The organism is Exiguobacterium sp. KKBO11 (assembly GCF_001644945.1).
In the GTDB taxonomy this organism is placed as follows: Bacteria; Bacillota; Bacilli; order Exiguobacteriales; family Exiguobacteriaceae; genus Exiguobacterium_A; species Exiguobacterium_A abrahamii.
The window spans coordinates 64,654-90,835 of the sequence record NZ_LUCU01000057.1 but is presented as its reverse complement, the minus strand read 5'-3'; the positions used below and the strand labels follow the sequence as shown (position 1 = coordinate 90,835).

The 26,182-nt window shown below is 49.7% G+C and carries 29 protein-coding genes; 12 read left to right on the top strand and 17 right to left on the bottom strand.

Going from position 1 to position 26,182, the window contains the following annotated elements; genetic code table 11:
* Positions 1-84: 84 nt before the first annotated feature.
* From AYO36_RS15715 to AYO36_RS15705, 3 genes are read right to left on the bottom strand one after another with little or no spacing between them, the layout of a single operon-like run.
* Complete coding sequence (locus AYO36_RS15715; protein ID WP_064300974.1) at positions 85-1,005, bottom strand: alpha/beta hydrolase; 921 nt, start codon at positions 1,003-1,005, stop codon at positions 85-87.
* 34 nt (positions 1,006-1,039) lie between these two features.
* A complete protein-coding gene (locus AYO36_RS15710; RefSeq protein WP_064300973.1) occupies positions 1,040-2,488 on the bottom strand; it encodes a PH domain-containing protein in 1,449 nt (482 codons plus the stop codon).
* Positions 2,485-2,976, bottom strand: a complete 492-nt coding sequence (locus AYO36_RS15705) for a PH domain-containing protein (protein ID WP_064300972.1) — start codon at positions 2,974-2,976, stop codon at positions 2,485-2,487. The genes AYO36_RS15710 and AYO36_RS15705 overlap by 4 nt, the downstream gene beginning before the upstream one ends.
* A 125-nt stretch (positions 2,977-3,101) precedes the next feature.
* Here AYO36_RS15705 and AYO36_RS15700 point away from each other — a divergent pair, with 125 nt between their 5' ends.
* Entirely contained in the window at positions 3,102-3,557 is a 456-nt protein-coding gene (locus tag AYO36_RS15700) for a hypothetical protein (RefSeq protein WP_064300971.1), read from the top strand.
* A 17-nt stretch (positions 3,558-3,574) separates the two neighbouring features.
* Here AYO36_RS15700 and AYO36_RS15695 read toward each other — a convergent pair whose 3' ends face one another.
* The gene (locus AYO36_RS15695; RefSeq protein WP_064300970.1) at positions 3,575-4,006 is read right to left on the bottom strand and encodes a MarR family winged helix-turn-helix transcriptional regulator; all 432 of its coding nucleotides are present in this window, start codon (positions 4,004-4,006) and stop codon (positions 3,575-3,577) included.
* A gap of 108 nt (positions 4,007-4,114) precedes the next feature.
* On the opposite strand from AYO36_RS15695, the gene AYO36_RS15690 reads away from it, so the two are divergent.
* The gene (locus tag AYO36_RS15690) at positions 4,115-4,537 is read left to right on the top strand and encodes an organic hydroperoxide resistance protein (RefSeq protein ID WP_023468292.1); all 423 of its coding nucleotides are present in this window, start codon (positions 4,115-4,117) and stop codon (positions 4,535-4,537) included.
* 133 nt (positions 4,538-4,670) lie between these two features.
* Here AYO36_RS15690 and AYO36_RS15685 read toward each other — a convergent pair whose 3' ends face one another.
* Positions 4,671-5,807 (bottom strand): hypothetical protein, encoded by a 1,137-nt coding sequence (locus AYO36_RS15685; protein WP_050677919.1) that lies wholly within the window; start codon positions 5,805-5,807, stop codon positions 4,671-4,673.
* Between the two features lie 140 nt (positions 5,808-5,947).
* Between AYO36_RS15685 and AYO36_RS15680 the strand changes: the two genes are divergently transcribed.
* From AYO36_RS15680 to AYO36_RS15665, 4 genes are all read left to right on the top strand, one after another.
* Positions 5,948-7,024, top strand: coding sequence for a GTP pyrophosphokinase (locus AYO36_RS15680; RefSeq protein ID WP_231681756.1), 1,077 nt, complete (start codon positions 5,948-5,950; stop codon positions 7,022-7,024).
* A 71-nt stretch (positions 7,025-7,095) separates the two neighbouring features.
* On the top strand, positions 7,096-7,539 hold the full coding sequence (locus AYO36_RS15675; RefSeq protein WP_023468290.1) for a MarR family winged helix-turn-helix transcriptional regulator: 444 nt from the start codon (positions 7,096-7,098) through the stop codon (positions 7,537-7,539).
* Between the two features lie 72 nt (positions 7,540-7,611).
* On the top strand, positions 7,612-8,097 hold the full coding sequence (locus tag AYO36_RS15670; RefSeq protein WP_064300969.1) for a tetratricopeptide repeat protein: 486 nt from the start codon (positions 7,612-7,614) through the stop codon (positions 8,095-8,097).
* An 85-nt stretch (positions 8,098-8,182) separates the two neighbouring features.
* On the top strand, positions 8,183-8,428 hold the full coding sequence (locus tag AYO36_RS15665; protein ID WP_023468288.1) for a hypothetical protein: 246 nt from the start codon (positions 8,183-8,185) through the stop codon (positions 8,426-8,428).
* 78 nt (positions 8,429-8,506) lie between these two features.
* Here AYO36_RS15665 and AYO36_RS15660 read toward each other — a convergent pair whose 3' ends face one another.
* From AYO36_RS15660 to AYO36_RS15640, 5 genes are read right to left on the bottom strand one after another with little or no spacing between them, the layout of a single operon-like run.
* Positions 8,507-9,394 carry an aminoglycoside phosphotransferase family protein gene (locus AYO36_RS15660; RefSeq protein ID WP_064300968.1) on the bottom strand — a complete coding sequence of 296 codons (888 nt, stop codon included), beginning with the start codon at positions 9,392-9,394 and terminating at the stop codon, positions 8,507-8,509.
* A 50-nt stretch (positions 9,395-9,444) separates the two neighbouring features.
* A complete protein-coding gene (locus AYO36_RS15655; protein ID WP_029341679.1) occupies positions 9,445-10,002 on the bottom strand; it encodes a guanylate kinase in 558 nt (185 codons plus the stop codon).
* The gene (locus tag AYO36_RS15650; protein WP_023468285.1) at positions 9,992-10,462 is read right to left on the bottom strand and encodes a hypothetical protein; all 471 of its coding nucleotides are present in this window, start codon (positions 10,460-10,462) and stop codon (positions 9,992-9,994) included. The genes AYO36_RS15655 and AYO36_RS15650 overlap by 11 nt, the downstream gene beginning before the upstream one ends.
* A gap of 13 nt (positions 10,463-10,475) precedes the next feature.
* Positions 10,476-11,198 (bottom strand): glycerophosphodiester phosphodiesterase, encoded by a 723-nt coding sequence (locus AYO36_RS15645; protein WP_064300967.1) that lies wholly within the window; start codon positions 11,196-11,198, stop codon positions 10,476-10,478.
* Positions 11,198-12,676, bottom strand: a complete 1,479-nt coding sequence (locus tag AYO36_RS15640) for a carboxypeptidase M32 (RefSeq protein WP_023468283.1) — start codon at positions 12,674-12,676, stop codon at positions 11,198-11,200. The genes AYO36_RS15645 and AYO36_RS15640 overlap by 1 nt, the downstream gene beginning before the upstream one ends.
* A 145-nt stretch (positions 12,677-12,821) precedes the next feature.
* On the opposite strand from AYO36_RS15640, the gene AYO36_RS15635 reads away from it, so the two are divergent.
* A complete protein-coding gene (locus tag AYO36_RS15635; RefSeq protein ID WP_023468282.1) occupies positions 12,822-13,451 on the top strand; it encodes a Lipopolysaccharide core heptose (II) kinase in 630 nt (209 codons plus the stop codon).
* Between the two features lie 142 nt (positions 13,452-13,593).
* On the opposite strand, the gene AYO36_RS15630 is transcribed toward AYO36_RS15635, so the two are convergent.
* Positions 13,594-14,232: a hypothetical protein gene (locus AYO36_RS15630; RefSeq protein WP_156501872.1), complete on the bottom strand. Its 639-nt coding sequence runs from the start codon at positions 14,230-14,232 to the stop codon at positions 13,594-13,596.
* Between the two features lie 135 nt (positions 14,233-14,367).
* Positions 14,368-15,660 (bottom strand): globin-coupled sensor protein, encoded by a 1,293-nt coding sequence (locus AYO36_RS15625; protein WP_064300965.1) that lies wholly within the window; start codon positions 15,658-15,660, stop codon positions 14,368-14,370.
* A gap of 250 nt (positions 15,661-15,910) precedes the next feature.
* On the opposite strand from AYO36_RS15625, the gene AYO36_RS15620 reads away from it, so the two are divergent.
* The gene (locus tag AYO36_RS15620; protein WP_064300964.1) at positions 15,911-18,169 is read left to right on the top strand and encodes a putative bifunctional diguanylate cyclase/phosphodiesterase; all 2,259 of its coding nucleotides are present in this window, start codon (positions 15,911-15,913) and stop codon (positions 18,167-18,169) included.
* Between the two features lie 53 nt (positions 18,170-18,222).
* Here the strand turns inward: AYO36_RS15620 and AYO36_RS15615 are convergent, their stop codons facing one another.
* A complete protein-coding gene (locus tag AYO36_RS15615; RefSeq protein ID WP_047395248.1) occupies positions 18,223-19,524 on the bottom strand; it encodes a hemolysin family protein in 1,302 nt (433 codons plus the stop codon).
* Between the two features lie 282 nt (positions 19,525-19,806).
* Here AYO36_RS15615 and AYO36_RS15610 point away from each other — a divergent pair, with 282 nt between their 5' ends.
* The 3 genes from AYO36_RS15610 (at position 19,807) to AYO36_RS15600 (ending at position 22,769) form a co-directional block, all read left to right on the top strand.
* On the top strand, positions 19,807-20,859 hold the full coding sequence (locus AYO36_RS15610) for a YrzE family protein (RefSeq protein WP_050677910.1): 1,053 nt from the start codon (positions 19,807-19,809) through the stop codon (positions 20,857-20,859).
* 117 nt (positions 20,860-20,976) lie between these two features.
* On the top strand, positions 20,977-21,570 hold the full coding sequence (locus tag AYO36_RS15605; RefSeq protein ID WP_231884734.1) for a TetR/AcrR family transcriptional regulator: 594 nt from the start codon (positions 20,977-20,979) through the stop codon (positions 21,568-21,570).
* A gap of 17 nt (positions 21,571-21,587) precedes the next feature.
* Positions 21,588-22,769 (top strand): MFS transporter, encoded by a 1,182-nt coding sequence (locus AYO36_RS15600; RefSeq protein ID WP_058265930.1) that lies wholly within the window; start codon positions 21,588-21,590, stop codon positions 22,767-22,769.
* A gap of 39 nt (positions 22,770-22,808) precedes the next feature.
* Here AYO36_RS15600 and AYO36_RS15595 read toward each other — a convergent pair whose 3' ends face one another.
* The 4 genes from AYO36_RS15595 to AYO36_RS16970 form a co-directional block, all read right to left on the bottom strand.
* Positions 22,809-23,414 carry an HAD-IA family hydrolase gene (locus AYO36_RS15595; protein ID WP_064300963.1) on the bottom strand — a complete coding sequence of 202 codons (606 nt, stop codon included), beginning with the start codon at positions 23,412-23,414 and terminating at the stop codon, positions 22,809-22,811.
* Positions 23,386-24,297, bottom strand: a complete 912-nt coding sequence (locus tag AYO36_RS15590) for a PhzF family phenazine biosynthesis protein (protein WP_064300962.1) — start codon at positions 24,295-24,297, stop codon at positions 23,386-23,388. Before AYO36_RS15590 ends, AYO36_RS15595 begins: the two co-directional genes overlap by 29 nt.
* Complete coding sequence (locus tag AYO36_RS15585) at positions 24,294-25,346, bottom strand: flavin monoamine oxidase family protein (RefSeq protein WP_064300961.1); 1,053 nt, start codon at positions 25,344-25,346, stop codon at positions 24,294-24,296. Before AYO36_RS15585 ends, AYO36_RS15590 begins: the two co-directional genes overlap by 4 nt.
* Before the next feature lie 80 nt (positions 25,347-25,426).
* On the bottom strand, positions 25,427-25,603 hold the full coding sequence (locus AYO36_RS16970) for a hypothetical protein (protein WP_169738094.1): 177 nt from the start codon (positions 25,601-25,603) through the stop codon (positions 25,427-25,429).
* Between the two features lie 213 nt (positions 25,604-25,816).
* On the opposite strand from AYO36_RS16970, the gene AYO36_RS15580 reads away from it, so the two are divergent.
* Positions 25,817-26,098 carry a hypothetical protein gene (locus AYO36_RS15580; protein WP_064300960.1) on the top strand — a complete coding sequence of 94 codons (282 nt, stop codon included), beginning with the start codon at positions 25,817-25,819 and terminating at the stop codon, positions 26,096-26,098.
* Positions 26,099-26,182: the final 84 nt, after the last annotated feature.

Sequence of the window (26,182 nt, the reverse complement as noted above, 5' to 3'; positions counted from 1 at the left end):
TGCAGAAATGGATTGAGTCCGCCAAGCACTTGAGAATCCCACCCTCACCAACGGTGTGGGCTTGCGGCTTTAGCCGTGGGAGTGTCAAATCTCCCGCAAGTACGGTTGCAGAAATAAGCGTAATCGTTTTTCGTAATTATCCAGGTCCATCGTATACGTCTCGTCATGACCGGCATCACGAACCGGATACAATTGTTTTAATCCCGTTTTTGCTTGATACAGTTCATACATCATTCGAACCGGAACGAGTTCGTCCTTCATTCCGTGAATGAACATCGTCGGAACTCGACTCTTCGTTGCTTGACGGGTCACCGAGACGTCGCCATAAAAGAAATCTTGCTCGCCTTTGTTCCACATGCTCGCGACCGTCAGAGACGGCAGTGCCGGGTAACGGATCTGTTCGTCCGCGAGTAGACTGAACCAGTCGTCGAGTCGGGCGTAAGCTCCTTCAGCAACGATCGCCCGGACTTGTGTCGGTACGGTCTCGCCAGAAGCGAGTAAGACGGTCGATGCGCCGACACCGAGTCCATGATAGACGATCCGTGTATCGTCTCCGTTTTCAGCAAGCAAGCGCTTCGTCCATTCCAAGACATCCAGTCGATCAAGCCAACCGTAATTCCGGACGCCACCGCTACGATCCTGCCCACGCCGTTCGATGAGTAAAACATTAAAATCCGCCTCATGGTAATAGCGGGCAAGTGCATAAACACCGGTCTGTGAAAACATCATCTCATCCGGGACGAGGAGGACTGTCTGTTTGCTACCGTCAACCGGTAGATAACGACCGAAGCGGACGAGCCCGTCCTTCGACCATTGCTGCGTCTCGCTCGTTTGTTTGAACCATGTCTCGTCTTTCGTCACCTGTCCGTCCGTTCTCATCGTCTTCAGAATCGGAGAAGCGTCCGACTGACCGATCAATGTTTCTTGCATCCGGTATCCATCATAGACGATGAACAGTAGCAGACACGTGACGAGCAACACGATGCCGATTCCCCATTTGCGCATGTGCTTCGCTTCCTTTCCGACAGTGAGTCTTTCCTTATTCGTCGTCGGTTTTCACTTCCCCTGCTAACGGGGTCGAAAGGAACGATTGTTTATACCAGCGCTGTAAGGTATCGATATCCGTTCGTTCAAAATAAAGCGCGTTAAAAGCAGTATTGCCCCGTAGTTGAATCTCAATCCGGGCAATCTCCTTTGCTTCGAGCCAGCGAGAAACGGACCAGGTCAATTCCTCGATTTTCAGTCGTGGCGTATAGACGGTCTCTTTTTGGACCCATTGTTTGCGTAACATCAAGAGATCGTGGCCGGTTCCGAAACGGGTCTTTCGGTAACCGCTGCGCACAGCGAAGTAATAGAACGGTAACCAGATGAACAGAAGCAAGATCAGGAAGCGCCATGAGGAATCAAGGACGATGATGACGACACTGCTTAGTGCAGTAAACAACAGCGCATAACCGAGTAACGGCCAACGAACCCGGTAACGAAAGCCGATCGGTGCGACTTCGTGCTGCGGGTGGAACTGACGAAAGCGCGGCAGATATGTCGCCAGAAACGGATCAATCTCGTTCGTCCGGATGAATGGATGGAGCAATAGTCGCTCCTTCTCTCCGGTCGCCGAGATGATGTGTAAGGACAGACTCGCTCGACCGATCAAACGCTGAATCCAGCTTTCCTGAATGACGAGGGCTTGAATCTTATCGGCATGAAACGCGACCTCGGTCCGGTTCAACATCCCGTACCCAATCAACAATCGGTTGTGTTGCAAGACGGCACGGTACGAACCGTACTTCAAGATATAGACGATGATCGAGCCGATGTAGATGACGAGTAAGACGATTACGCCAAGTCCCGTCAAGACGAACAGTGATAAATGCGCGAGCTCCGAGAACAGTCGATCGACATAACGTTCAATAAACTGATCGATGAATTGATAGGCGGTTCCGATCCCGACGAGCGCCAGTCCGACGCGTCCTGACAAGGCACCGGCTAATGCCAAATCGCGGACCGGGATCGTATAGGCGACTTCTTCCTGTTGTTCTTCGACGACGAGCTGTCCCTCGTTTTTGATCGATGATTTCAGTTCTTTCGCAAAATCAAGTCGGATCCCTTTTAGTTCGACTTCCGGTGTTCCGCTCTCAGACGATGTCTCGACGGTCAACGTCGCAAGACGCAACAGTCGTTCGATGACGTTTTGCTGGATGCCGATCGACTCGATCCGTTTACGTTGTGTCGTCCGTTCACTTTTTTGAAAAATCCCTTTGCGGACCCGAATCGTCTCGGCATCAATCGTGAACGTATAGAAATACCAGGAGGCGATCCCGTATAAGAGGACGAACACAATCCCGACACTGATCCCGATCCACGTATAGGTGTTGATCTCGCCTTTACGGATCGCATTTAAAATCAAGGCGGCGAACGGAATCAGGAGCGAGCGGATGATCGAGATACTCGACATCACGATGAACAGCGGGTGGACGCGCCGGGTCATAACGATTCCTCCTCCCGCTCCTCGAGTTTCGCGAATCGTTCGACTTGTGTGCGTAGCGCGTCTCCTTGCGCACGATCGAGTCGAGTTAACGTGACGAAGCCGGATGCCGTTCGAATATCCAGTGTGATCAAATCATAGCGACGCAGGATCGGTCCCGTTTGACTATCGATCAATTGCACCTTGACGAGCGGCACGGTGACTTCGCGGCGGAAGAAGATGCCGTTGCGGACGACGAGAAATTCCTCATCGATGCGATAACGCATATACTTCACGCGAAGAACGGGTATGTAGACGATACGGGGAATGAAATAGATCAGCCAAAGCAGACCGACGATACCCATCCACCAGGGTGTCAGGTCGAGCCACATGACTTGAGTGATCGTCGTTCCGATCAAAATGACGGCGATCAAGCCGTGTAACGGCAACAATCCGAGCCGTTCTGCTCGAATCGATCGTTCTGGCAACGTATGCCATTGTACAGTAGACATCAAAAACACTTCCTTTCGTTTCCATTTACGGTTAAAAACGTCGCTTGGTTTCAGACAGCGGTTGACATTTTGTTTGATTTCATCGCATATATAGAAGTGAAGAACTGTAACACCAAGGAGGAACCATGTTAACTTTTGAAGAAAAACTACGAATTATCGAGACCTTCCCACAACTCGTCCGCAAAGATGTCTCGCTGAAGCGCATCAATTTCCAATTCCCGGACAGTCAGTATGAGAAGAAGAATCTCGTCTATCATTTGCATCCGAACGGAAACGGCTTCGTCTATGCCGCTGGTCTACCAGGTTATGAAACGGACGAAAAAGGGTTCGTCAACATCCGTGAATTCTCAGAGCCTGCTTTAATTCTCTTATTAGAAGATGCGATCAAAGCACTCTCGACGGTCCAATCGGTCGAAACACTCGAAGAAACATGGGTCAACGATAATCAGTTCGAATTAACGTTGCTCAATGAAGACATCGACACGTGGCTCGTCTATGCCGGTGATCTTTTAGACGGTGCATTCAACTCGTATAAGGAAGCAGCGAACTATCTTGAAGAAGAAGGTTTCCGCCGTAAATAAGACAATGAGCGATCCGGTTAACCCGGGTCGCTCATTTTCATGACGAGACGATTCAGTGCCGCTTTGACGACGCGCAAGTCTTCTTCGTCAACGTCGAGTGTTTGGACGAGATCAAGCGGAATGGTCTCTGCTTGTTTCCGTAACGCACGACCGGCATCTGTCAAAAAAATCTGGATGTGCCGTTCGTCTTCCGGCTTACGGACGCGTCGCAACAGTTCTGCTGCTTCGAGTTTCTTCAGTAACGGCGTCAACGTTCCCGAATCAAGATGGAGCCGTTCACCGATGGCTTTCAGCGATTGTCCCTCCTCCTCCCAGACGACGAGCATGACGAGATATTGTGGATACGTCAGACCGAGGGGTTCAAGTAACGGACGATAACGACGCGTGATCTCACGCGAAATCGCATAAAACGGAAAACAGAGTTGTTCATCTAAAGCTAACGGGTTCATAAAAAATTCCTCCAATCGTGAGCAAACGAGTTGCATTTCGATTTAAATTGTATACAATCTAATTGTAAGCTACTTATTTGAATCTAACAACGAAAGGGAGTTACACACATGAAACCAATGTTCACATCATCTGCAACAGCTGTCGGAGGTCGCGACGGACGCGTCGTATCGGAGGACGGTATTCTTGACGTCGCCCTCGCAATGCCGGTACCAGGATCGAAAAAACAAGCCACAAACCCAGAACAACTCTTTGCTGCAGGATATTCTGCTTGCTTCGACTCTGCCTTGAACATGGTCGCTCGCAAACAAGGAATCAAACACGATGGCAGTGAAGTCACAGCACACGTGACATTAAACGAAGCAGCTGACGGATTCATGCTTTCCGTCGAACTCGATGTTCTCGTCCGTGGGATCTCGGAAGAAGCGGCGGCTGAACTTGCGAAAGTCGCGCATACGGTCTGCCCTTACTCACGTGCAACTGCTGGAAACATCCAAGTCGACGTCTACACACGTACGACTGACGCAGAATAAGTGTAGCATTTCTAGCCAGCCCGAGGTTTACTCTCGGCTGGTTTTTTGTTTTTTATAATAATTTCGGTATTTGAAATAATTATATTTTTGATGATGAACGGTTGCTCTCACGAAAAGAACAACCGCTCTTTTTTCATAGTTGATGGACCGATAAGATGACGAGTTCCCCGGACACGGTGACATAATAGGCATCCTCGAACCGGTAGCGTTCATTATGTTCTGCGTCGTAAACCGTGACCATCGGTTCCGCGTCGTCTCCGATCGCTTCGTGTAAATAGAAGCGTCCACGTAAGACACGTTCGAACGGTTCCTTATCGAGGAATCGGGCACCGTTGCGTAAGTTGATCACTTCATGATGGTGCTCGGACCGATCATTGACGATGAAGATCGTCGACTCAACGTCATCGTAGGTGAAGTCGAGCGGTTCATAGTCACTCCACTGAATTCGGGCAACCTCTTCGACACTCGCTTCCGTATCAATCCGGTAAAAGATTTCTTCGTTTAGACGGTCAGTATAGGCACTAAAGATCAGATGCCCTTCCTGTTCCCCGAGATACTGAACGGTATCCCCTTCCCCTTCTAACTTCAACAAGGTTGCGAACGATAAGTGCTCAACACCGCGTTCGATTTCCTCAATCAAGGTAGGCAGTGGGGCGATCAAGAGACTTTCCGAGTGGTCGATCGGATCTTCCGGTGAGATGACACCACTTTCAAGGGCGTCATAGAACGAGAACTCATCGAGCCGGGCATTACAGACGATGTACTCCTTGTCTTCGAGCGTGACGAGAAAGAAATAGAGTTCCCGGTAATTCTCCGTCATCCCGTAGAGCCGTGGATCACGAATCGTCTGCCGCGATTCATCCTTGACGTCATACAGAAACGCGGACGTCGTATCCGTCGTCTGTAAGAATACGAGATAGTTCTCATTGAGCACCCAGTAGAGCGTCAAATCCCCTTCGACATAAAACGACGCAATTTGCTCCCGTTTACCGGACAAGAGATCGATGACGAGCACTTCCGTCTCCCCGCCCTGTTCTTGCGTATGTTCATTCAAACAATAGACTCTTCCGTGCCGCACGAACGGTCGGGTTGGTCCGTGATCCGTCAAGGCTTCTGGCGTTAGATCGACCTGTTCTTGATCTTCAAGATCATACCGGCTGATGTGGTAACGGGCGTCATCAAGACGACGTCGAAAATAGATCGACGATGGTGTGACATGCAAGACATCCATATGATCGGCGGGTAAAGCACGGGCATCCACTATTTCCATGATTAATCTCCTCCCGGACACGTACTACTTGTCTTTTTCCCACGAATCGTACTGCTTCAAACAGGGTCTTGCTGTGCGTTTAACGAAGCAGAGTGCTACAATATGGCTAGATGACTACAGGATGAGGAAGGTGCGAAACGGTGCAATCACAAGATTTAAATACGATGATGCTCGAATATGTCAACGATAAGGAAGAATACGATGCCTACGCCGACAAGTTGAAGATGCTCTTGTCCGAGTTGCTGGACGCGGCAGGCATCAAATACCACTCGATCGTCGCCCGGACGAAGGACTCCGAAAGTCTGTATCAAAAAGTCTTACGGCAACCGAACAAATACCGTTCACTCAAGGACGTCCATGACTTGACCGGGATTCGGATCGTCACTTATTTCCATGACGACGTCCGGGAAGCGGCACGCATCATCGAGAATGAGTTCGCAATCGATCGCGATCAATCGGTCGATAAGTCGACGTTGCTCGATACGACGGAATTCGGTTATCTCTCGGTCCACTTCGTCGCTTCACTGAGCGATCAGCGGCTTGCTCTGAGCGAGTATGGACGTTTTAAAGACTACACGGCTGAGATCCAGATTCGCTCGATCCTGCAACACGCGTGGGCGGAGATCGAACATGATCTTGGATATAAAAATCCGAACAGTGTCCCAGCAGAAGTCCGGCGCAGCTTCAGTCGGGTCGCAGGATTACTCGAGATCGCCGATCAGGAGTTCGTCAACATCAAGAAACAGTTAAAACAATTTGAAGACGAGACCGTTCAACAAATCTTGTCTGACCCACATCAAGTCCGGATCACGGCAGATAACTTGAACTACTTCATCGATCACTCCCCGGTCATCAACGAGCTCGATAAACGACTCGTTACATCGCAAATGATGCTCGATTCCGATCAACAATTGATCAACGAACTGATTCGGATGTTCCATTATGTCGATATCCGGACGTACGGAGAGTTGATTGAAGCCGTCACGACACACAGTCCGCTCGCCTTACGCTGTGCGAAGGTCATGCCGAATCCGTTCCTACCTCGTCAAGGAATCGGCATCGCCTATATCTGCATGGCGCTGACGATCGCTGGCGAAGATACACACCGGATCGACTACTTCTTCCGCCGCTTCTATCCAGAACTGCGCAACGTCGAAGAAATCGTCGCCCAAGTCGCTCGCGTCGTCGAAACAGATGATTCAAGAGAAAAATATTGATTAAACTAAAATTTTTCACTATACTAAATCACGAGTGAAAGAAACTACGGTATAGAAAGAGTGAACGATACATGGCAACTACACTAGAAGTAGCACAACGCGATCAGTTGATCGTTGATACGGAAAAAGGATTACGGATGAACTACCGCGCGATCAAAAAGGACGTGCGTAGCATGTTCACGACGTACTTGACACGCAATGAGTTCTTCATCTTGAAGTCCCTTTGTGCGAACAGTCCGCAAATCGCCTCTGCCCTCTCGCAGGAGTTTCAATTCTCAGCGAGCATGATCACGGCATTAGCAGACGAATTGACGAAAAAAGAGTTGATCTCGCGTGAGCGAAGCGAACTCGATCGTCGTGTCGTCGAACTCCGCGCCACTCCAAAAGGCATCGAGCTCTATGAAAAACTCGAATCGATGAAGATGGATTACCTCGCAGACGTCTTCGAGGACTTCTCGGATCAGGAACTCGAACTGTTCCGGACGCTCTTAACGAAGCTTGAAAAAACAATCTAAGCTGTTCAATCGAACGGATCCGGTCAGGACGACCGGATCCGTTTTTTAGTAAATTCAGGAGGAGGAAACGCGATGTTTGATTTCGAATCGGTGCAACAGTTACGACAGACGGGGCAATATGAAGCAGCGAAGGCAGTCGTCCGTCAGTATGTCGAGACGGCACCTAACGATCCGACCGTCCTCTATCAGATGGCGTGGTGTCATGATAGTCTCGGTGAGGAACATGCTGCTGTTCCCTATTACGAACAAGCCCTAGCGCTCGGTCTTACTGGCGAAGACCGCTTGCAGGCATATATCGGGCTCGGCAGTACATATCGCGTCATCGGTCAGTTCGAAGTTGCGTCAGACGTGTTTCATCGTGCGTTAATTGAATTTCCGGACGCCCATGCCCTGCAAGCCTTCCTCGCGATGACCGAGTACAATCTCGGTCAAGCCGATCAGGCAGTCGGTCGGTTGCTGAAGAGTCTTGCTACGACGTCGTCAGACACATCGATCCAGACATTTGACCGAGCAATCCGTTTTTATGCCGATCATTTGGACGAGATCGTCAAAGAATGAACAGCAACGGTTGACGAGTGCTCGTTTTGCACAGCATAATGTAACAGCCAAGCGGACTCGCTTTTGGCAGGAAAGGAAGTTAAGAATGTCATCAAAAAAAGTATGGACAGTAGAAGGTTACGAAGAACAAGGGCAAGAAAAACACGGCAAGGCAAGCAAGTCAGAGACATATACGAATGAAGCCGATGCTAAGAAAGCTGCTAAAAAGATGGCGGATCAGAATGATCATCTCGACGTCTACGTCATTTATACGAGTACGGTAAACGGTAAAACAGAAGAACGATTCTTCAATTCGAACGGCAAGTATAGTGAAGAAGGCTTCGAGTGGTAATCTCTATTTTCATCTTAAGATTCACCTATAAAAACAACGGGTTCGTCTCTTCTTAAAAAGAAACGAACCCGTTGTTTTTTAATCATGAATTTGCCCTTCATACCAAAGCGGGATGTCCCGCTGAAAACCAGCATGATCCTGAATGATTCGCTGGACACGTCGTTGCATCGCTTGCATTCCGTCTGCATCGAACCGCTTCGCCCAGACGAGTGCCGAGAAGACGACCATCGCCATGTAAAGACTATACACTCGCCAAAAGTCGGACGGTACTTCGTTCTCGAAATACCCCTCAATCATGTGACGGGCAAATACCGGACTCGTCTCGACCTGAAACAGACCACATTTGACGAAGTCATGCCACGGATCGCCATAATCATGGTTCCCATAATCAAGGAAGGCGGAAAGATGCCCATCCTCGACAAGGAGATTATCGAGATGAACGTCATCATGTTGCAACCGGTTCGGACGTGTCTGAAGTAACGGAATCCGCTCGCTAATGAATCGATCAAGACGCTCGATCCACGTTGGCTCAAGCAATCCATCAATCGCTGCGCGGTAGCGGTCATGTTTCGCCTGGCAACGTTCGCTCCAAGACATCATTTCGCTCGGTGCAGTGACGTCATGAATGCGTCTCAGCGCTTGCCCTGTCTCCTGACCGAGTCGGGGTGCTAATTCCGGTGACTCCTCGAGTACGCTTCGAACGGTTTGTCCGGGTAGGTACGGATAGATGCCGTAAGCGGTCGTTGCGGTCCGTCCGGTCGCTAGCGGTAAGGCATGAGACAATCCCGCTTGTTTGGGAATCGCTAAAGCGGCTTCTCGTTCAAATTGACGACTAGACGGATCCGTCACGACCTTGACGATGTAGTGCGCTGTTACCGTCTTGACGGACCAGACGGCTTGGCGCGATCGACCAGATAACTGTCTTTCGCTCTCAACGTGCGTGAGTAAGGGATGCAAAGGTAACATGAAGACTCCTTTCTGACATCAAAAAGAGGACGCATCTTGCGTCCTCTTCGTCATGCCTGTGGAATGTAGCCAGCAATGATCTCAAGCAGATCGGCATACGCTGTCTCAAAATCGATGTTTTCAATCATATAATCATAATGATCGCGGTCTTTCCACGCTTCCTCGTAATCGACGAGTCGCGCTTCAAACTCCGGTGTATCCCCGCGCATCAACAGTCGTTCCTTCATCAAGTCGGGTGGGACCGAGACGAAAATCGTGATCACTTGGTCGCCAAACAAACGCTTGAAGTTCGCCGCCCCTTTCGGATCAATGTCCTTAATGACGATTTGATCCTGTTCGAGGACATCGACATACGCTTGACGCGGTGTCCCGTACCACGCCCGGTGGACGTGGGCGTATTCGATGAAGCCGTCGTCTTGGATCAATTGTTGGAACGTCTTGACGTCGACGAAATGATAGCTTGCTCCATCAATCTCCGTCGGTCGTTTCGGTCGGGTCGTCACCGACGGGATGAACCGGACGTGCGCGTATTCCGTCCGCAGACGTTTGATCAGGGAGGACTTTCCGCTGCCCGATCCACCAATCAAGAGAATGATTTTACCTGACATCGTTTTCCCCCTGTTGTTGTGTCGTGAAGTAACCTGTAAAGCGAAGAGCGAACTGTTCGAGTTCACTATCGACGACCGTTCCGTAAATCGGTCGGATGACGATTAAATAGCGTTCGTACGAGATGATCCGGGATGTTTCGTTTCGTGTCATCTGGACTTGTTCTTCCGGATAACTCTCGACGTAATACCAATCGACCGCAATTCGTTCATCGGATGGGGTCTCATAAATCCAGGTCACCGTCGTTCCATCCGCAGGAAGGGTGCTTTTCAAGGTGAAGCGCTGAATCTGCTTCAGTTCCCGTTTCGCTGACGCAAGTCCTGCCTGATAATCCGCAGGTCGCATCGGTGTCGTCGTCACTTGCTTCGGTTTTGGTTCCGGCAAGCGGGCAAAGCCAAGCTGAAGTCCGACGAATAAAGCGACGAGCGACAAACTGATGACGAATACGTATTCCTTGCGCATCCCTTCCTCCTCCTCATCCTTCGAGTGTGTCGCGCATCCCTTTTGGATCGTTGACGATGACGGCGTCGACGCCGATCCGCTGCATCTGCCGGACATCCTCGACCGTCTTCGGAGTATAAACCCGGACCGTGACATCTTGCGCGTGAGCGAACGCGACGTCCGCTTCCGTCACCCGTCGATAATCGGGATGGATACCGGTCGCACCAATTCGGAGGGCTTGTTCTTCCGGATGATAGATCGGATACGGATAGAGAATCGCCGTCTCAACGCTTGGGTCGAGCTTCCGGATCAAGGCAACCGAATAATGGTTGAACGAACTGAATAACAATCGGTCGGTCGCGATGCCGTGCGCTGCACAGCGTTCAAGGACATACGCTTCAAGCCCGTCATAGCGGATCGTATCCGTCTTCAGCTCGATGTTAAGCCGCAGGGTCACTGGTGCAAGGATTGCGAGGACTTCGTCAAGCGTCGGAATCTTCGTCTTGATCGGTTCCCCTTTAAATCGTGCTCCAGCATCCAGCGCCTGCAGTTCGGCAACCGTCATGTCGATGACGCGCCCCTTCCCGTTCGTCGTCCGGTTGACGGTCTCATCGTGAATGATGACACCGACACCGTCCTTTGAGAAATGGACATCGAATTCGACCCCATCGACGTCGTCTTCAATCGCAGCAGCGATGGCTTCGAGCGTGTTCTCCGGAAAACGGTCACTGACGCCGCGGTGTGCAAACCACAACATCAGAGTGCCTCGACGACACGCGTGTATTTCTTCGTCAAGTAGTTGACGAGTGGTGCGACAGAGATCGATTGACCCGTTGCTGCTTCGATCAGTTCAGCCGGTGTCTTCGATTTCCCGTGACGGTGGATGTTTTCTTTCAACCAGCCTTTGATCGGGGCGAGTGTTCCCGCTGCGATCAGACCATCGACGTTATCGACGTCACGACGAAGCGCTTCGTTCAGCTGTGCCGCATAGACGAGACCGAGCGCGTAACTTGGGAAGTAACCGAACGAGCCACCTGACCAATGGACGTCCTGTAAGACGCCTTTTGCGTCACTCGGCACATCCACACCGAGATACTCTTTATAGAGACGGTTCCATTCTTGCGGAAGATCCTTGACTTCGAGCTCTTTCGTCATCAAGCGTTTTTCCAGCTCATAGCGGATGATGATATGAAGCGCATACGTCAATTCATCGGCTTCGATCCGAATCAGTGACGGTTTGACTTCATTGACCGCGGCATAGAAGCGTTCGAACGGAACGTCAGCCAGTGACGGAATCGCTTGTTGTAAGCCATGATAACGTGCGTCGAGGAAACCTTGGTTGCGTCCGATGAAGTTCTCAAAGAACAGTGATTGTGATTCGTGAATCCCCATCGAAGCCCCGTCACCAAGACCGAGTGAATCGAGTTCCGGTTCGATCCCTTGCTCATACGTCGCGTGTCCGGCTTCATGCATCGTGCCGAAGACAGAGTTCCGGTAGTCGTTCTCATCGTATTTCGTCGTGATGCGTGCGTCCTTCCGGTTGATTGTCGTCTGGAACGGATGGACCGTCTCATCTAAGCGACCAGACGTGAAGTCATAGCCGATATCGCGGAGCCATTCTTGGTTCAAGGCGATCTGTGTCTCGCGGTCCGCTGACCAATCAAGCGTCGGGAAGTCTTTTCCTTCAAGCTGACCGAGCAAACCGATGATCGCTTGACGGAGTTCAGCGAACAATGGGTCGAGTGTCGCGACCGTCATCCCCGGCTCATAATCATGGAGCAGTGCATCATATGGGTGCGCGTCATAGCCCCAATACTCGACAAACTGGCGCTCCATCGCGACGATTTTCTCGAGGTATGGTTCGAACATCGACCAATCGTTCGCGTCCTTCGCCTTTTCCCAGACGCTCTCTGCCTCAGAGATCAACGTGATGAACGTTTGGTACTCGGCTTCTGGAATCTTCGAGTCGCGATCGAATGCTTCTTTTGCTTTTGCGAACGAGATCGCTTCGATGCCCGTCAGCGTCTCTTGCTCCATCGCTGCCAGTAATTGTTGGTATGTTTCGCCTGTCCGACGACGGAAGCTCTCCGTCGAGAGGAATCCGATCGACGCGGAACGGTTTGCTGCGCCTTGATCCGGCATGTATGTCCGCATGTCCCAGTAAAGTAATGCGACGGCTTCTTCGTATGCGCGAAGACCATCGAAATGGTCGCGCCATTGTTGTGTCGTTGACATGATTAAAAACCCCCTTAAAGTATGTAACAGTGTAGCATTTTTAGCATATCACATAATGTTCAAAACTTTCACACACAAGCGATTTTTGAAACTTTTCCTGTCAGATGAGCGTATAATGGGTATAAGAAATGAAGGAGGAAAGGAAGTGACACCATTGAAAACTGACGCTGAGTTAGCGCAATTGATCCAATTGAAAGAAACAGGCTTCGTTTGTACGATCGAGCATCTTCCGAGTGAACTTGACTTAATCGGGACAGGACGAAGTGCGTTCGTCTTTCGCATCCGCGGTACGGATCGCGTCATCAAGAAATTTTACCCGTCGTTTCGAACGCTCGCTGATCTCGAAGGGAGCATATACGCACAGTTGACTGATTTTCCGACGTATGCGCAAGTCTACGAATACGGTGCCGATTATATCGTGCTTGAATACATTGAAGGTCAAACGTTATTCGAATGTCTCGTCAGCGGGACGTTCATCCCGGAATCCGTCTTAACGACAGTCGATACGGCTTTAGCACAAGCACGATCCGTCGGTTTGAACCCATCAGACATCCATTTACGCAATATCCTTTTGACCGCTAACGGAACACGGATCATCGACGTCGCTCGGTTCCGTCAAACGGAACCGTGTACACAATGGGATGATTTGAAGAAGGCGTATCATTATGTATATGCAAAACCGTTCTTTCCGAAAAAGTTGAGCGAGACGTTCCTTAATACGATTGCCGACGTTTATAAGGGGCGATTATTCGAATCAATCCGAAAGACCGGTTAACGAAAAGGCGCGCTGGATCTCTACAAAAGAGAATCAGCGCGCCTTTTTTGTATGTATTCATATAATCATTAGGGGAACGACCTATCTTAGTATTTTTTACGCTTTAAATCTTTAAATCGTTAATACGGTCAGTGAAATAAAATCACTTCGAATAAACAAGTCGGAAGACGATCATACTGGCGACGGCTAAGAGACGTTCATTCGTGTCACAGTCAAAGACGAGTCGCGCTCCGTGTCGTGACCCCGTCGCGATACAGTCCCCGTTTTGATAGACACCGATTTTTCGCGTAAGCGTCGAGGACCGAATCTGATACGCCTGATCGGCATACGAGACGAGTAACACTTCTTGCAGTCGTAATTGTTGTCGCAGCGCCGCATCGGTGCGGATTGTTCCGACATCGCGTCCGTCTTTGCGAATCACAAAATGTGTCGTATTGCGTAGCCACTCCGTCCTTGTCTCTTTAATTTGTAATTTTTCCCCGTCTCCTTCGAATGTTACGTCGAGGAAAAATGATTCGAACTTTTCGAAGCGCGCAAGGATTGCCTGCCACCACGTGGCGTAACGACGTGAGAACGTCAGCCATCGTTCATGCGCGAGAAAGACCGTATTCGTCTTTCGGCTCGCCCGATCTGCCAAGCGAACGGATATCCCCTCTTCTACTCCCCGATAACGTAAATCGCGCCGGATTTGCCACCATTCAATCCCGCCGGTCAAGAAAGCGACACCCATTAAACCGAGTAAGGCATAGAACTCCCGTGGAGCGAGGTCACCTGCTATCACGTAATTTCCTACAAAAGCGATCATACATACAAAAATCAATCCAAGACTTTTCATCATGAATCCTTCACACCTCCACTTTCATTTTTCCATAAAACGACAAAAAAATCCTCCTTTCCCGTAGAAAGGAGGGATCACTTATAAGGTTGCTGCGACTTCTTGTAAGTCATCCGCTGTCTCAGCAATCGCTTCTGCAATCTTACGCATGCCTTCGATCGTTCCGGCGACATCCTTCGTATCGGTCGATAGTTCATGAATTTGCCGCGAGACCGCATCCGTCTGTTCCGAAATCCGTGAGAAGGCACGGACGACTTGTTGCATCTCCGTCGTCGTTCGGACGACCGCCGTCTCCGTCGTTCCCATCCGCTCTGAGACGACGAGCATCTTTTGCGTGATTTCTTGGGCGATCCGCGACGTCTCGGCTGCCGACTGTTTACTCTCTTCAGCGAGTTTCCGAATTTCTTGCGCCACGACGGTAAATCCGCGCCCCATCTCCCCGGCACGCGCCGCTTCGATCGAGGCGTTCAAGCTGAGTAGGTTCGTCTGATCGGAAATCGTCGTCACCATCCCGGCGATCCGCTCGATTTCCTGTGACAGACGAGACAGTTCAGCGACTTGTTCAGTCGTCCGTGATAAATCCGCGACGACATGCTCAAAGCGACGTGTCTCCTCTTCGACAAGGACGACACCCGCTTCTGCTTCACTGACCGCTTCCGTCAACTGAATCGAAATCGCGTCTGTCGTCGTCGAGACGTGTTTGGCGTGCCGTTCAATCTCTTGGAAGTTCGCTGACGACTCTTCACTCATCGCAGCAAGTTCTTCCGTGGATTTTTGAACGCCATCTCCGACGTGCCGTTTGGCTGTCGCGATCGCTTGGCGCTCCTCATCGATTTGATCCTCATACATCGTCATGACGATTTGTTGCTCAAGGTTGAAGAGTTTCCCCGCTGCCCGCATGATCCGGACACGTTCTGCTTCCGGCCAATCACTGCCGTCAATCTGTTCACTGAGGACGTTCCAGACTTTTTGGAAGGCGGCGATATACCATTTATTATGCAGCCCGATTTGAACATGCCGTTCAGCGATCCGGCGCCGGGCTTCGATGTAGTCCATCGTCACCTGACCATCGAACATTTGTAGGATGTGCCGAGCGAGAGTGCCTTTCAATCGTTCGAGCGTCGAATGCTGTTCAATCAAATGCCGGAGTGACGGAACACGAACCAGCTCCTCGTAGAACGCGTCGACCATGCTCGGCATCCAACGGGATACATCTTCGCGGATGACCCGGACAATTTGTAAATCGACTGCTTCTAGACCGATTAAACGTAATTGTTCATGTAAGGATGTCGGAACATTCAACACGACATGAGCGCGTTCGCCTTCGATGCGCGCATCGAAGGACGGTGATGCTGATTTCGCGAACCATTTCATATGCTTCTCTCCCTCATTCATAGATGGACTTCATTTTCTTTATCGTCACCTATAATTGACATTTGAATGGCTATCATTCGAAAATCCAAAATTTTCATATGGAATTTCCCGTCATGAATGGTACTTTTGATGTGCGACACTCGCCCATTTCCTCAAGCATTCTAGGTAAGCACCCTTCAAAAAATGGAAAATTTGACCGATATCTATATAACACTTCTTGCTTTTTAACTTAAGGAGGTCCGTTCAACTCATGTGGCGTTACTTCTCTTTCATCGTCTTTCCTGTATTCCTGGTTTTCTATGGTTGGATTCGTTTTGGACCTGCTGAAGAGTGGGCACACTTGATTGGAATCAACGTCTTTCATATGATGGCGGGTCTGATTGCCGCCTATTGGATGATTCGCGCACGCATTGAACAGCGCAATCCACACCTCCGTTTTCTAAGTTTCTTGTTCGCGGGTCTTCTATTACACGTCCTCGGGAATGGTCTATGGCTGTTCCTTCAATTGGCAGACGGACGGGTCGATGCACCGATTGCCTCAACCATTCTTTGGTGTTCGTCTTATTTCAGCTATGTCTTAGCGCTAATCACGAAGATGCGTAGCATCGGATTGAACTTCACGAATAAGAACTACATCTTCAATTTAGTCGTGTTCATGACGACGGCTTTCGTCATGAGCGACTATTATTTATTGCAACCCTATTTTGAGATCCTGAATCCCTCGCTCGAGCGAACGATCTCCACCTTCGGATTTCTCATTGCTGATGTGTTACTCCTCTTTTTCAGTGCGATTTTGTACTACCATGTTCGTTATAACCAAGGAAAACCGCATCACCGTTTTCTCGTCGTTGGTTTTTTGTTTCAAGTGTGCGGTGATGTCATGCTTACCGTCTTTACGTTTAACAACAGTCCGTTTCTCGAACATCTCGTCGATGTTTTCTGGGTCATCGCGCTTCTGTCCATCGGATGGAGTGGTCATTTAGAAGGAAGACAGCATCCGCAACAAGAACGACTCTTTCGTTCTCAGCGAACGGTAACGGAACGCGATTTCATCTTGCCTTATGTCAGCATCGGTTTACTGACAGGGTTCGTCTTATCGACTTATGACTGGTACCTCAATATTCTATCGAGCGGTTGGCTGCTCTTGTTCTCTCTTGTTCTCGGTCGGCAAATCTTTACGTTACGTAGCAACAATCGATTGCTAAACGAAGTCTCATTCATCGCTTACCACGATTCGCTGACACAGCTCGCGAATCGCCAACACTTCATCGAACGGCTTACGAACGACTTACCGCGTTCTTTTGCGGCCGTCTCGCTTGATTTACATCGTTTGACGATCGTCAATGATACGATGGGGCATGCGACGGGAGATCGTGTGTTGGTCGAGACCGCGAATCGACTTCGGCTGTTGCGTCACGATGACCTGGAAATCTACCGAATCGGTGGGGATGAGTTCGCGCTCATCCTTCCATACGCGACAAATGATTCGTTGACCGCTTTTGAACAGGCTTTATTACACCAATTCGAGCGCCCGTTCCGAATTCGCGGATATTCGATTCAAGTCACCATCCATGCTGGTAGTTGTCTCGTCGAAGACACTTCCTTGCACCAGGACATTCTTCCTTGTCTTGATACGGCACTTCTTCAAGCGAAACAACAAGGACCGATGCACTGCGTCCGGTATGATGAACGACTCCACCAATGGTTCAATCGGAAGATCCAGCTAGAAATGGATATGCCGGCAGCGATCGAGAACGATCAATTCCAACTGGTCTATCAGCCAAAAGTCGATCTGAAGACGAACCGTCCGATCGGTATGGAAGCACTCGTTCGCTGGCATCATCCAGTCTTTGGTTTGATTTCTCCCGTCGAATTCATCTCGATCGCTGAAGAGAGCGGTCATATCATCGCTCTCGGACGCTGGATTCTAAAGACGGCATGCCGCAGAACATTTGACTGGCATGAGCAAGGCTATCCGCTAATCGTCGCCGTCAACATCTCCGTTCCCCAGTTCAAGGATCAACATTTCCTAAACATGATTGAAGAGACCTTGTCTGAGACGAACTTATCTCCAGCTTATCTGGAACTCGAAATTACCGAGAGCGTCTTACAAGACGTCACAGATAGCAGCAAGATGTTACATTCGTTGCGCGATCAGGGAATTCACTGTGCCATCGATGACTTCGGAACCGGTTTCTCTTCTTTATCCATCCTGCATCAACTGCCAGTTCATGCGCTGAAGATTGATAAATCATTCGTAGACGATTGTCCGGAAACAACGGGTGGAGCTGCTTTACTCCCACATATCATCGCAATGGGACAAACGATTGGTCTGACGATGATCGCAGAAGGTGTCGAAAACGAGGCGCAGCACTTGTATCTTAAATCCGTCGGCTGTCACATCGGTCAGGGGTATTACTATGCTCGTCCTTTATCGGAAGAAGCTTTTTCTCTGTATTTGAAGGAACAGTTACCGTCAACCGAATCCAATCTCCCCTCCGCTCAATAAAGAAGACCCGTCTGCTTAGTAGATTGAACTACTAAGCAAAACGGGTCTTTCTGTTAGCTTGACGGCAAGGTCAACTTGACATCCTGAATCTGATATTGGGCAGAACGCAAGATCTCAAGCGTAAACGCCTCATCTGTGACGATCGTTCCCTCTTCAAAAGCAGCCGTCCGTGATTGGATATATCCACCGATCGTGTCGACCGCCTCTGCTTCAGTGAATCGAAGACCAAATCGTTCTTCGATTTCAACTAATAGGACAGTACCCGCTAAGCGGTACGAGCCGTCCGGTAACTGTTCGATCTCGGCTTGCTCCGCTTCATCGAATTCATCACGGATATCACCGACGATTTCCTCCAAAATATCCTCCATCGTGATCAAACCGGATGTCCCACCATACTCGTCGATGACGAGAGCGATGTGTGACCTTGTCTGCTTCATCTTCAAGAGTGTTTCTTGCAGCGGTGTCAATTCCGAAACGACCGGCAACGGTTTAAGGAACGATGCAAGTTCTCGTTCGTCTTGTACCGCGTGATGGGCGAGCACTTCCTTGACGTTGATATAACCACTAATCCGGTCCTTATCCGTTCCTTCACTGACCGGGTAACGTGTATACGGATTGTCAGACATCGTCTGTAATAGATTTTCCCAACTCATCTCGTCCGAAATGACCATCATGTTCATCCGTGGCACCATGATGTCACGTGTGACACGCTCATCAAACGCAAAGACGTTTTGCATCAAGGCGAGTTCCGATTGATTGATCTCACCACTTTGAAAACTTTGAGCCATGATGATCTTCAACTCTTCTTCGGAATGGGCTTGTTCGTGACCGGCTGGTTTCACACCGAACATCCGCAAGAGGACACGGGCCGAACCGTTCATGATCCAGATGAATGGATACATGACTTTTCCGAATACATAGAGTGACGGCGCCAGTAATAACGTCATCCGTTCCGCATACTGGATCGCGAGCGTCTTCGGTGCGAGTTCTCCGATGACGACGTGGAGAAACGTGACGAAGATGAAAGCGATACTGTATGAGAGAAGCGTTGAGAGCGCAACGGCGACACCGAGTTCATCAAAGACCGGTGTCAACAATTTCTCGACGGTCGGTTTTCCGAGTGCACCAAGACCAAGTGCAGTGATCGTAATACCAAGCTGACAGGCCGACAAGTAATAATCCAGATCTCCTGCGACCTTCTTCGCAAGTACTGCTCCCTTTTTTCCTTCTTGCACCATCTGGTCGAGACGTGACATCCGGACTTTGACGACAGCAAATTCCGAACCGACGAAAAACGCAGTCAAACCAATCAATACGACGAGCAACAACAAATTCAGTGTTAAGACGATGTCCAACTTGTATCCCCCTAGAAGCGGGGGATCACCTCCTTTTGATTTTAAACTGTACAGTATAACGTGACACTTGATAAGAGTGTACGATGCTTTTTCTTCAAACGCAACCAATATCACTTCGTTGAAGTTCAGACGACCATTAATCATGTAACTGTAATACTAGGTTTCTCTTACTTATTTAGCGGTTATATAAGAGCTATGCGCGTAAGAAACTTGAGATGAAGCTTTTACATTCATGAACATCTCAAACTTGAAAGACCAATTTGGGGAGAGGTAGTGCTTAGTATGGAAAAAACAAACAGAGGCTTTTCGTCGCATTTCCGAGCGGAAGCGGACGGAGCAGGTCGTAACATCTCATGGAGCTCGATTTTTGCAGGTGTGGTATCATTTCTATCTTTATTGATCTTATTTAGTTTAATCGGTTCAGCAATCGGACTCGGCGTCACGGACGTCACGTCGAATAACCCGTTCGATGGTGTCGGAACCGGCTTGATCATCTGGGCAATCCTTTCATTGCTCATCTCGCTATTCGTTGCCGGATTCGTCTCCGGTGTGACGTCGGCACGTGCCGGTCTCGTCCACGGTTTCTTGACATGGTCGACGAGCGTCATCCTACTGTTCGCTCTCTTGACGTTCACGACGGTCAATACGTTACAATCGGTCGGCTCACTACTCGGTACGGTCGGTGGTGCGGCTGGTAACGGCATCGGATCCGTTGCTTCGACGGCGCAAGACGCTGCGACGAAAGGATTCGATTCGATTACGAAAAACGTGTCACAAGTTGATACGAAAGAACTTGAAGGGAACGTCGACGAAATCTTAAAAGATACGGACATCAAAGAATTGCAACCAGGTTACTTGCAGAACGAACTTGACGCTGTTCAAGAAGACGTCACGGCTGCTGGTAAGGAAGCGATCACGAAACCAGAGAACTTCGATACGATCGTCCAGGATCTCGGTGATTCGTTGACAGCACGAGCTGAAAAAATCGAGAAATCAGTCGATGAAGATAAAATCGCTGATGCTGTTGCGAAAAACACCGATTTGACAGGTGCTGAAGCGGAAGAAGCGACGCAAAACATCGTTGATGGTCTCAACACGGCAACAAAAGAAACGACGCAACAAATTGAGACTGCGAAACAAACGCTTGATGAAACATCCGCTGACCTCAAGAAAACGGTCCAAGATGTCCGCGAGCAAACAGAACAAGCGACACAAACGGCGTCAAAAGTTTCAATCTGGGCGTTCGTCGGACTGCTTCTGACTCTTATCTTCACGTCATTCGCAGGAATCGTCGGCTCACGCGTCGCAACACGCGGTCGTGTCATGAATAAATAATGATTCTTCCATAACTGATTCCGCCTTCGCGGAGTCAGTTTTTTTGTGCGGTAAGACAATCTGATTGACTACATTTGAAATTTGCTGTTACAGTGTTACCTAACGACCGTTAGGAAGGTGATTCATCTGAAAGCCCAACAATTGTTACAGACGAGCATCCATCATTTTGCTGCGCACGGCTATGAAGGGGCATCGTTGCAAGAGATCGCGACAGAGGTTGGCATAAAAAAGCCATCGATCTATGCGCACTATAAAGGGAAGGACGACCTGTTCCTGCAAGCGACGACGTACGCCTTGCAAGAACAAAAGCGCCGCTTTGCGACGTATTTCACGAGTACGCGGCAGCAGCCGCTTGAGCAATCGCTGCACGGCTTCTTCGATTGGTTCATTTCGGAACAGCAAGACGATATCCTGATGCGATTCATCCTTCGGGCTGCCTATTTTCCACCGGAGAAGCTCGAACAAGAAATGACGGACCGCTTCAATCCGTTTTTCGATTCACTGCACGATCTATTAACGCGATTACTACGCGAACGAGACCGAACGGAACAGATTCTCTATTCGACGGATTACAAAAGTGCCGCTCTCGCCTATCTGACGGTTGCGGAAGGTACGCTGACGGAACTCGTCTACAACGGTGTCGAAGCGTTTCACGCTCGACAGCAAGCTGTCTGGCCGATCGTCTGGCGCGGTATGTCAAAAACGATTTAATTCTATTGAGGTGAACTATGCAAAACAATACATTGATTTTAAGTACACTCCTGCTCAACTTATTCATCGCCTTTTTAGGCATTGGACTCGTCATTCCCGTCACACCGACGATCATGAACGAGTTGAACATCTCGGGAGCGACGGTCGGTTACATGGTTTCCGCCTTCGCCTTTGCGCAACTGATTCTGTCACCACTCGCGGGACGTGCCGTCGATAAGTACGGACGTAAACCGATGATCATCATCGGTTTGTTCATCTTCAGTATGTCCGAGCTCTTATTCGGTCTCGGTCAAAGCGTCGAAGTCCTGTTCGCGTCACGGATTCTCGGTGGTGTCAGTGCGGCTTTCATCATGCCAGCCGTCACGGCATTCATCGCTGATATCACGACGAACGAGACTCGTCCGAAAGCGCTCGGATATATGTCTGCTGCCATCTCGACCGGTTTCATCATCGGACCGGGTATCGGTGGGTTCCTCGCTGACCTTGGCTCGCGGACGCCGTTCTTCTTTGCTGCTGCGTTCGGTTTAACAGCGATGGTGTTATCCGTCTTTACGCTTAAGGAACCGGAACGTCATTACGAGACAACGACGGTCAAACAACAGACGGGTTTCCGGAAAGTCTTCAGTCCGCTCTATTTCATCGCTTTTCTTGTCCTATTGATCTCATCGTTCGGTCTCGCCTCGTTTGAGTCGTTGTTCGCCTTGTTCGTCGACCGGAAGTTCGGCTTCACGGCGAAGGACATTGCGCTTGCGATTTCTCTCGGTGCGATCGTCGGCGTCATCGTCCAAGTGGGACTGTTCGATCGTTTGACGCGCTGGTTCGGTGAGATTCGCTTGATCCGGTACAGCTTGATCGGTTCGACACTGCTCGTCGTCTTGATGACGTTCGTGACGAACTATCTCTCAATCATTCTCGTGACGATGGTCGTCTTCGTCGGTTTCGACTTGATGCGCCCCGCTGTCACGACCTATCTTTCGAAGATTGCCGGAAATGAACAGGGATTCGTCGGCGGAATGAACTCGATGTTTACGAGCATCGGCAACATTCTCGGACCGATCGTTGGTGGACTACTGTTTGACGTCAATTTGAACTATCCGTTTTATTTTGCGACAGTCATGCTCGCAGTCGGCATTTTACTGACGTATTTCTGGCGTGCACCACGCGCTGAAGCAACCGAAGCAGATCGATTGTCTTCTTAAAAAACAGCCCCGTTTCCATCACTGGAAGCGGGGCTGTTTTTATGTCAGTAACAATTCCTTTAATCGATTGATCGACGGTACGATATACGTCGCAACGGTCTGACTTGTATGTTCGCTTATCAAACACGTCTTGATACCGGCACGATGTCCGGCTAAGACGTCGAGTTCCCGGTCTCCAATCATGATCGTCTCGTCTCGTGCCATCTGGTGCCGATCGATCAAGTACGTGACAGCTTCCGGATCCGGTTTTCGGGCGAATCCATCCGGTGCTGTCAACACGTCTTGAAAATGATGCGTCATCCCATGTTTTGCAAGCAACGCATGAATCGATGTTCCGCGATGGGTGACGATATGATGCGTCGCACCTCTCGTCGATAACGCCTCTAGCAGTTCACGGATTCCGAGAAACGGTTCAGACTGTTCTTGTTCGATGATCATCTTTTGTTGCTTGTAGTTCAGAATGAACGCTTCGGACACACCAAACGCCTCATACGTCGTTTTTGCCGAGATCGCCATCAGCTCTGCTACTTGCTCGCGTTCGACCGTTCGCCCCTCACGCTTGAGTAATTCCACGAACACATCGACTAACACCGGATACGTATCAAACAAGGTGCCGTCAAAATCCCAAATGAAATGTTTTAACATCTGCCTCTTCCTCTCCCACTCTCTTGACGCCGACAAAGACGGCTTGCCCGTCCATCTCGACTTTCCATTTGCTGTGATCAAGACCTTCGCCAGAAATACGGATTCCGACCTGACCGGGTCGACCCATCTCGTGTCCTTGTTCGACGATGATCGCAGTTTCCGTTTCAAGTGGCTGGATGAATTTTCGGTAGTAGACGCCCATCACACCACTCGCCGTTCCCGTAACCGGATCTTCGATGCTTCCTGCTCCCGTTGCTGAGAAGTGACGTCCGCGCATCGTCGCTTGTCGGTTATATGTATCGAGACAAATCGGATGAATCGAGGCTTGTGGGAAGTCGGTCAACACGGTGGCAAAGCGTTGGTTATCCGGCATCATCCGGTGGAAGTCCTCAAGTCGACGAATGGGGAGGATCAGTGTCCAGTTCCCAGTACTGCCGTATACGATTGGCCATCGGTCATCGAGATGTTTCAATTCGAGACCAATCGCGGCTAGAACTTGCTTTATGTCACCGTCAAACTGATGTAATCGAGGTTGTCCTTGTTGCAAGCGAAACATTCCGTTCGCTAAACGCATCACAGGCAAGATGCCTGACTTTGTCTCGATCTGACATGTTGGAGATAAACTAATTTTTGAATCGAGTGCCGTTAATGCAGCGATCGTACCATGACCGCATAAATCCATTTCCCGTTCCGGTGCAAAGTAGCGCATGCGGTAGTCCGCTTGGTCGGATGACAGGACGAACGTCGTCTCGGTAAAGCCATTCGTACGCGCGATTCGTTGCATTTCCGACTCAGTCAATTGATCGGCGTCTAAGACGACCCCAGCTGGATTACCGCTTCCTGGCGTCGATGTAAACACATCATAATGTAGCGTCTTGATCATTTTTTTACTCCTCTCTTTTCTAAATAGCGTTCAACGGATCGTATGGCCCCTTCTAAGTGTCCACCATGACTCGGATCGGTCTCTGTCCCAATCAGTGAAATCGCTGCATGCTCCACTCCGAGATTGATGGCATGATATGCCGGGAAATCCACGAGCGGTGCTGCATCGGCTCGTGTTGCTGTCCAACTATCCGTCGACCAGTCTTTATATGCCCAATCAATCGACTGACGCGCTTGTTCACCGAACAGACGAACCAGCTGCGCGAGTACGGTTTCCTTGATTTCCGCCTCGGTCAATAACTGTCGTTCACGTGCTTGTGTCCGGAAAAAACCGAACAATGCTCCCGGTCCGTCTTGTGGGGAAGCGTCATGAATCTCTTGCACCATCCCAGTCCAGCTGATTGCCTGACCGGACCAGCCCGAATCACACCAAAACGGTTTCTCGTAAAAAATCAGACATTTCGCTTGTTGCGCCATCCAGGTCGGTAATGATTCGAGTTCATCCAGGACTGCTTCAGGTAAAGCTGGCACATACGATAGTCTTGCCGCTAGACGTGGTGGTAGTGCGAGAACGATCTCATCGAACGGTTGACTCTTCCTTCCTGAACTGATGACCCTCCGGTTCGTGACATCAATCTGACTGACGGGAGACTTGAGTCGAATCGTTCCCGGTGTGAGTCGTGCAGCAAGTGCCGTAGCAACGGAGCGGATTCCGTCACGAAGGCGAAGCGCCGTCGGTTGATTCGCAACCATATGTGACTCGATGCCGTCAGCCCGTTCAAGTCGAAGCGCACCCGTCGTATATTGTTCCAGTGTCGGTAAATCGAATCGATGGATCAAATCAACCATCAGTGGTTCGCTGTCCGGCCAAAACCAAGTCGGTCCAAGATCAAAGGCATATGCTTGTCCTGCTAAGTTGAAATCGACCGTCTCAATTCTCCCGCCGATTCGGTCGCGTGCTTCATAAATCGTCACGTCGTGTCCAAGCTCCTGCATACGCGTCGCGAGATACAAACCACTGATTCCTGCTCCAATGATGGCAACGTTCATTTCACTTCATCCTCTCGATTTAAGATGCTTGTTTTAGTATACCGGAACACGCGAAAAAACAAGGACGAGACGTCCTTGCCTTAGGATGATTGCATTTGCTGCCAGTCGTCTTCTTCATAAATCGATTGAACCCATTCGATCGAAACATACAAGGATCGGGCAATCGCTTCGTCCGTTTTCCCCAGTTTTCGCAACAGATGGACGATCCGAATCCTTCGTTCGAGCTCCCGGTCATCCGGTATCAGTTCAGGCATCATCTTCTCTTCTCCTCTCCACTGAATCGGCGATGGCGTTTTCAACAGAATACCCGATAATTATCTGAATATTCCGATTGATGTGCAGAAGCGAGGATTTTTGATAAAGTTCAGGGATAGATAACAGAAAGGAATCCCTCGCTTTTTGTAGAAACATATTGAATAGGCTCAACAGTAGGATTTCTTGCGTCAACCAAACAGAATAGGAGCATGCATATGATTAAACGTAACGCACTATTTCGTCTGTCGATCGGCTTGCTGCTGATTGGTGTCTTTGGCGGTATCCTGTTAGATGCCATCGGCTTATTTCCGTACGCGACAGCTTACTTGTTGAGCATTCCAGTCGCTTCTCCTGACTCGGAATTTCTTTTAGGGTGGTTCTTATCCGGTGTAACAATCGCAGGGCTGATTTCGCTTCCCTTGTCCTTACGTCGTCATCACACCATTACGACGTTCGCATGTCTTCTAGCTGTCATTATAACGCCGCATGTCATGTGATGTTCGCTGGTGACGCATCCCTTTAATAAGATAGAGCGAATGTCCATCGTGAACGACGACACCAATGCATCGAATCGACGCATT

Excerpts from the sequence above, each read along its gene's own strand:
- AYO36_RS15690 (WP_023468292.1), top strand. The coding sequence starts at position 4,115 with ATGAAACCAATGTTCACATCATCTGCAACAGCTGTCGGAGGTCGCGAC.
- AYO36_RS15650 (WP_023468285.1), bottom strand. The coding sequence starts at position 10,462 with ATGCGCAAGGAATACGTATTCGTCATCAGTTTGTCGCTCGTCGCTTTA.
- AYO36_RS15620 (WP_064300964.1), top strand. The coding sequence starts at position 15,911 with ATGTGGCGTTACTTCTCTTTCATCGTCTTTCCTGTATTCCTGGTTTTC.
- AYO36_RS15625 (WP_064300965.1), bottom strand. The coding sequence starts at position 15,660 with ATGAAATGGTTCGCGAAATCAGCATCACCGTCCTTCGATGCGCGCATC.
- AYO36_RS15645 (WP_064300967.1), bottom strand. The coding sequence starts at position 11,198 with ATGTTGTGGTTTGCACACCGCGGCGTCAGTGACCGTTTTCCGGAGAAC.
- AYO36_RS16970 (WP_169738094.1), bottom strand. The coding sequence starts at position 25,603 with ATGATGCCTGAACTGATACCGGATGACCGGGAGCTCGAACGAAGGATT.
- AYO36_RS15715 (WP_064300974.1), bottom strand. The coding sequence starts at position 1,005 with ATGCGCAAATGGGGAATCGGCATCGTGTTGCTCGTCACGTGTCTGCTA.
- AYO36_RS15685 (WP_050677919.1), bottom strand. The coding sequence starts at position 5,807 with ATGGAAATAGTGGATGCCCGTGCTTTACCCGCCGATCATATGGATGTC.
- AYO36_RS15580 (WP_064300960.1), top strand. The coding sequence starts at position 25,817 with ATGATTAAACGTAACGCACTATTTCGTCTGTCGATCGGCTTGCTGCTG.
- AYO36_RS15595 (WP_064300963.1), bottom strand. The coding sequence starts at position 23,414 with ATGTTAAAACATTTCATTTGGGATTTTGACGGCACCTTGTTTGATACG.
- AYO36_RS15700 (WP_064300971.1), top strand. The coding sequence starts at position 3,102 with ATGTTAACTTTTGAAGAAAAACTACGAATTATCGAGACCTTCCCACAA.
- AYO36_RS15675 (WP_023468290.1), top strand. The coding sequence starts at position 7,096 with ATGGCAACTACACTAGAAGTAGCACAACGCGATCAGTTGATCGTTGAT.
- AYO36_RS15665 (WP_023468288.1), top strand. The coding sequence starts at position 8,183 with ATGTCATCAAAAAAAGTATGGACAGTAGAAGGTTACGAAGAACAAGGG.
- AYO36_RS15640 (WP_023468283.1), bottom strand. The coding sequence starts at position 12,676 with ATGTCAACGACACAACAATGGCGCGACCATTTCGATGGTCTTCGCGCA.
- AYO36_RS15600 (WP_058265930.1), top strand. The coding sequence starts at position 21,588 with ATGCAAAACAATACATTGATTTTAAGTACACTCCTGCTCAACTTATTC.
- AYO36_RS15655 (WP_029341679.1), bottom strand. The coding sequence starts at position 10,002 with ATGTCAGGTAAAATCATTCTCTTGATTGGTGGATCGGGCAGCGGAAAG.
- AYO36_RS15710 (WP_064300973.1), bottom strand. The coding sequence starts at position 2,488 with ATGACCCGGCGCGTCCACCCGCTGTTCATCGTGATGTCGAGTATCTCG.
- AYO36_RS15695 (WP_064300970.1), bottom strand. The coding sequence starts at position 4,006 with ATGAACCCGTTAGCTTTAGATGAACAACTCTGTTTTCCGTTTTATGCG.
- AYO36_RS15705 (WP_064300972.1), bottom strand. The coding sequence starts at position 2,976 with ATGTCTACTGTACAATGGCATACGTTGCCAGAACGATCGATTCGAGCA.
- AYO36_RS15590 (WP_064300962.1), bottom strand. The coding sequence starts at position 24,297 with ATGATCAAGACGCTACATTATGATGTGTTTACATCGACGCCAGGAAGC.
- AYO36_RS15670 (WP_064300969.1), top strand. The coding sequence starts at position 7,612 with ATGTTTGATTTCGAATCGGTGCAACAGTTACGACAGACGGGGCAATAT.
- AYO36_RS15585 (WP_064300961.1), bottom strand. The coding sequence starts at position 25,346 with ATGAACGTTGCCATCATTGGAGCAGGAATCAGTGGTTTGTATCTCGCG.
- AYO36_RS15610 (WP_050677910.1), top strand. The coding sequence starts at position 19,807 with ATGGAAAAAACAAACAGAGGCTTTTCGTCGCATTTCCGAGCGGAAGCG.
- AYO36_RS15660 (WP_064300968.1), bottom strand. The coding sequence starts at position 9,394 with ATGTTACCTTTGCATCCCTTACTCACGCACGTTGAGAGCGAAAGACAG.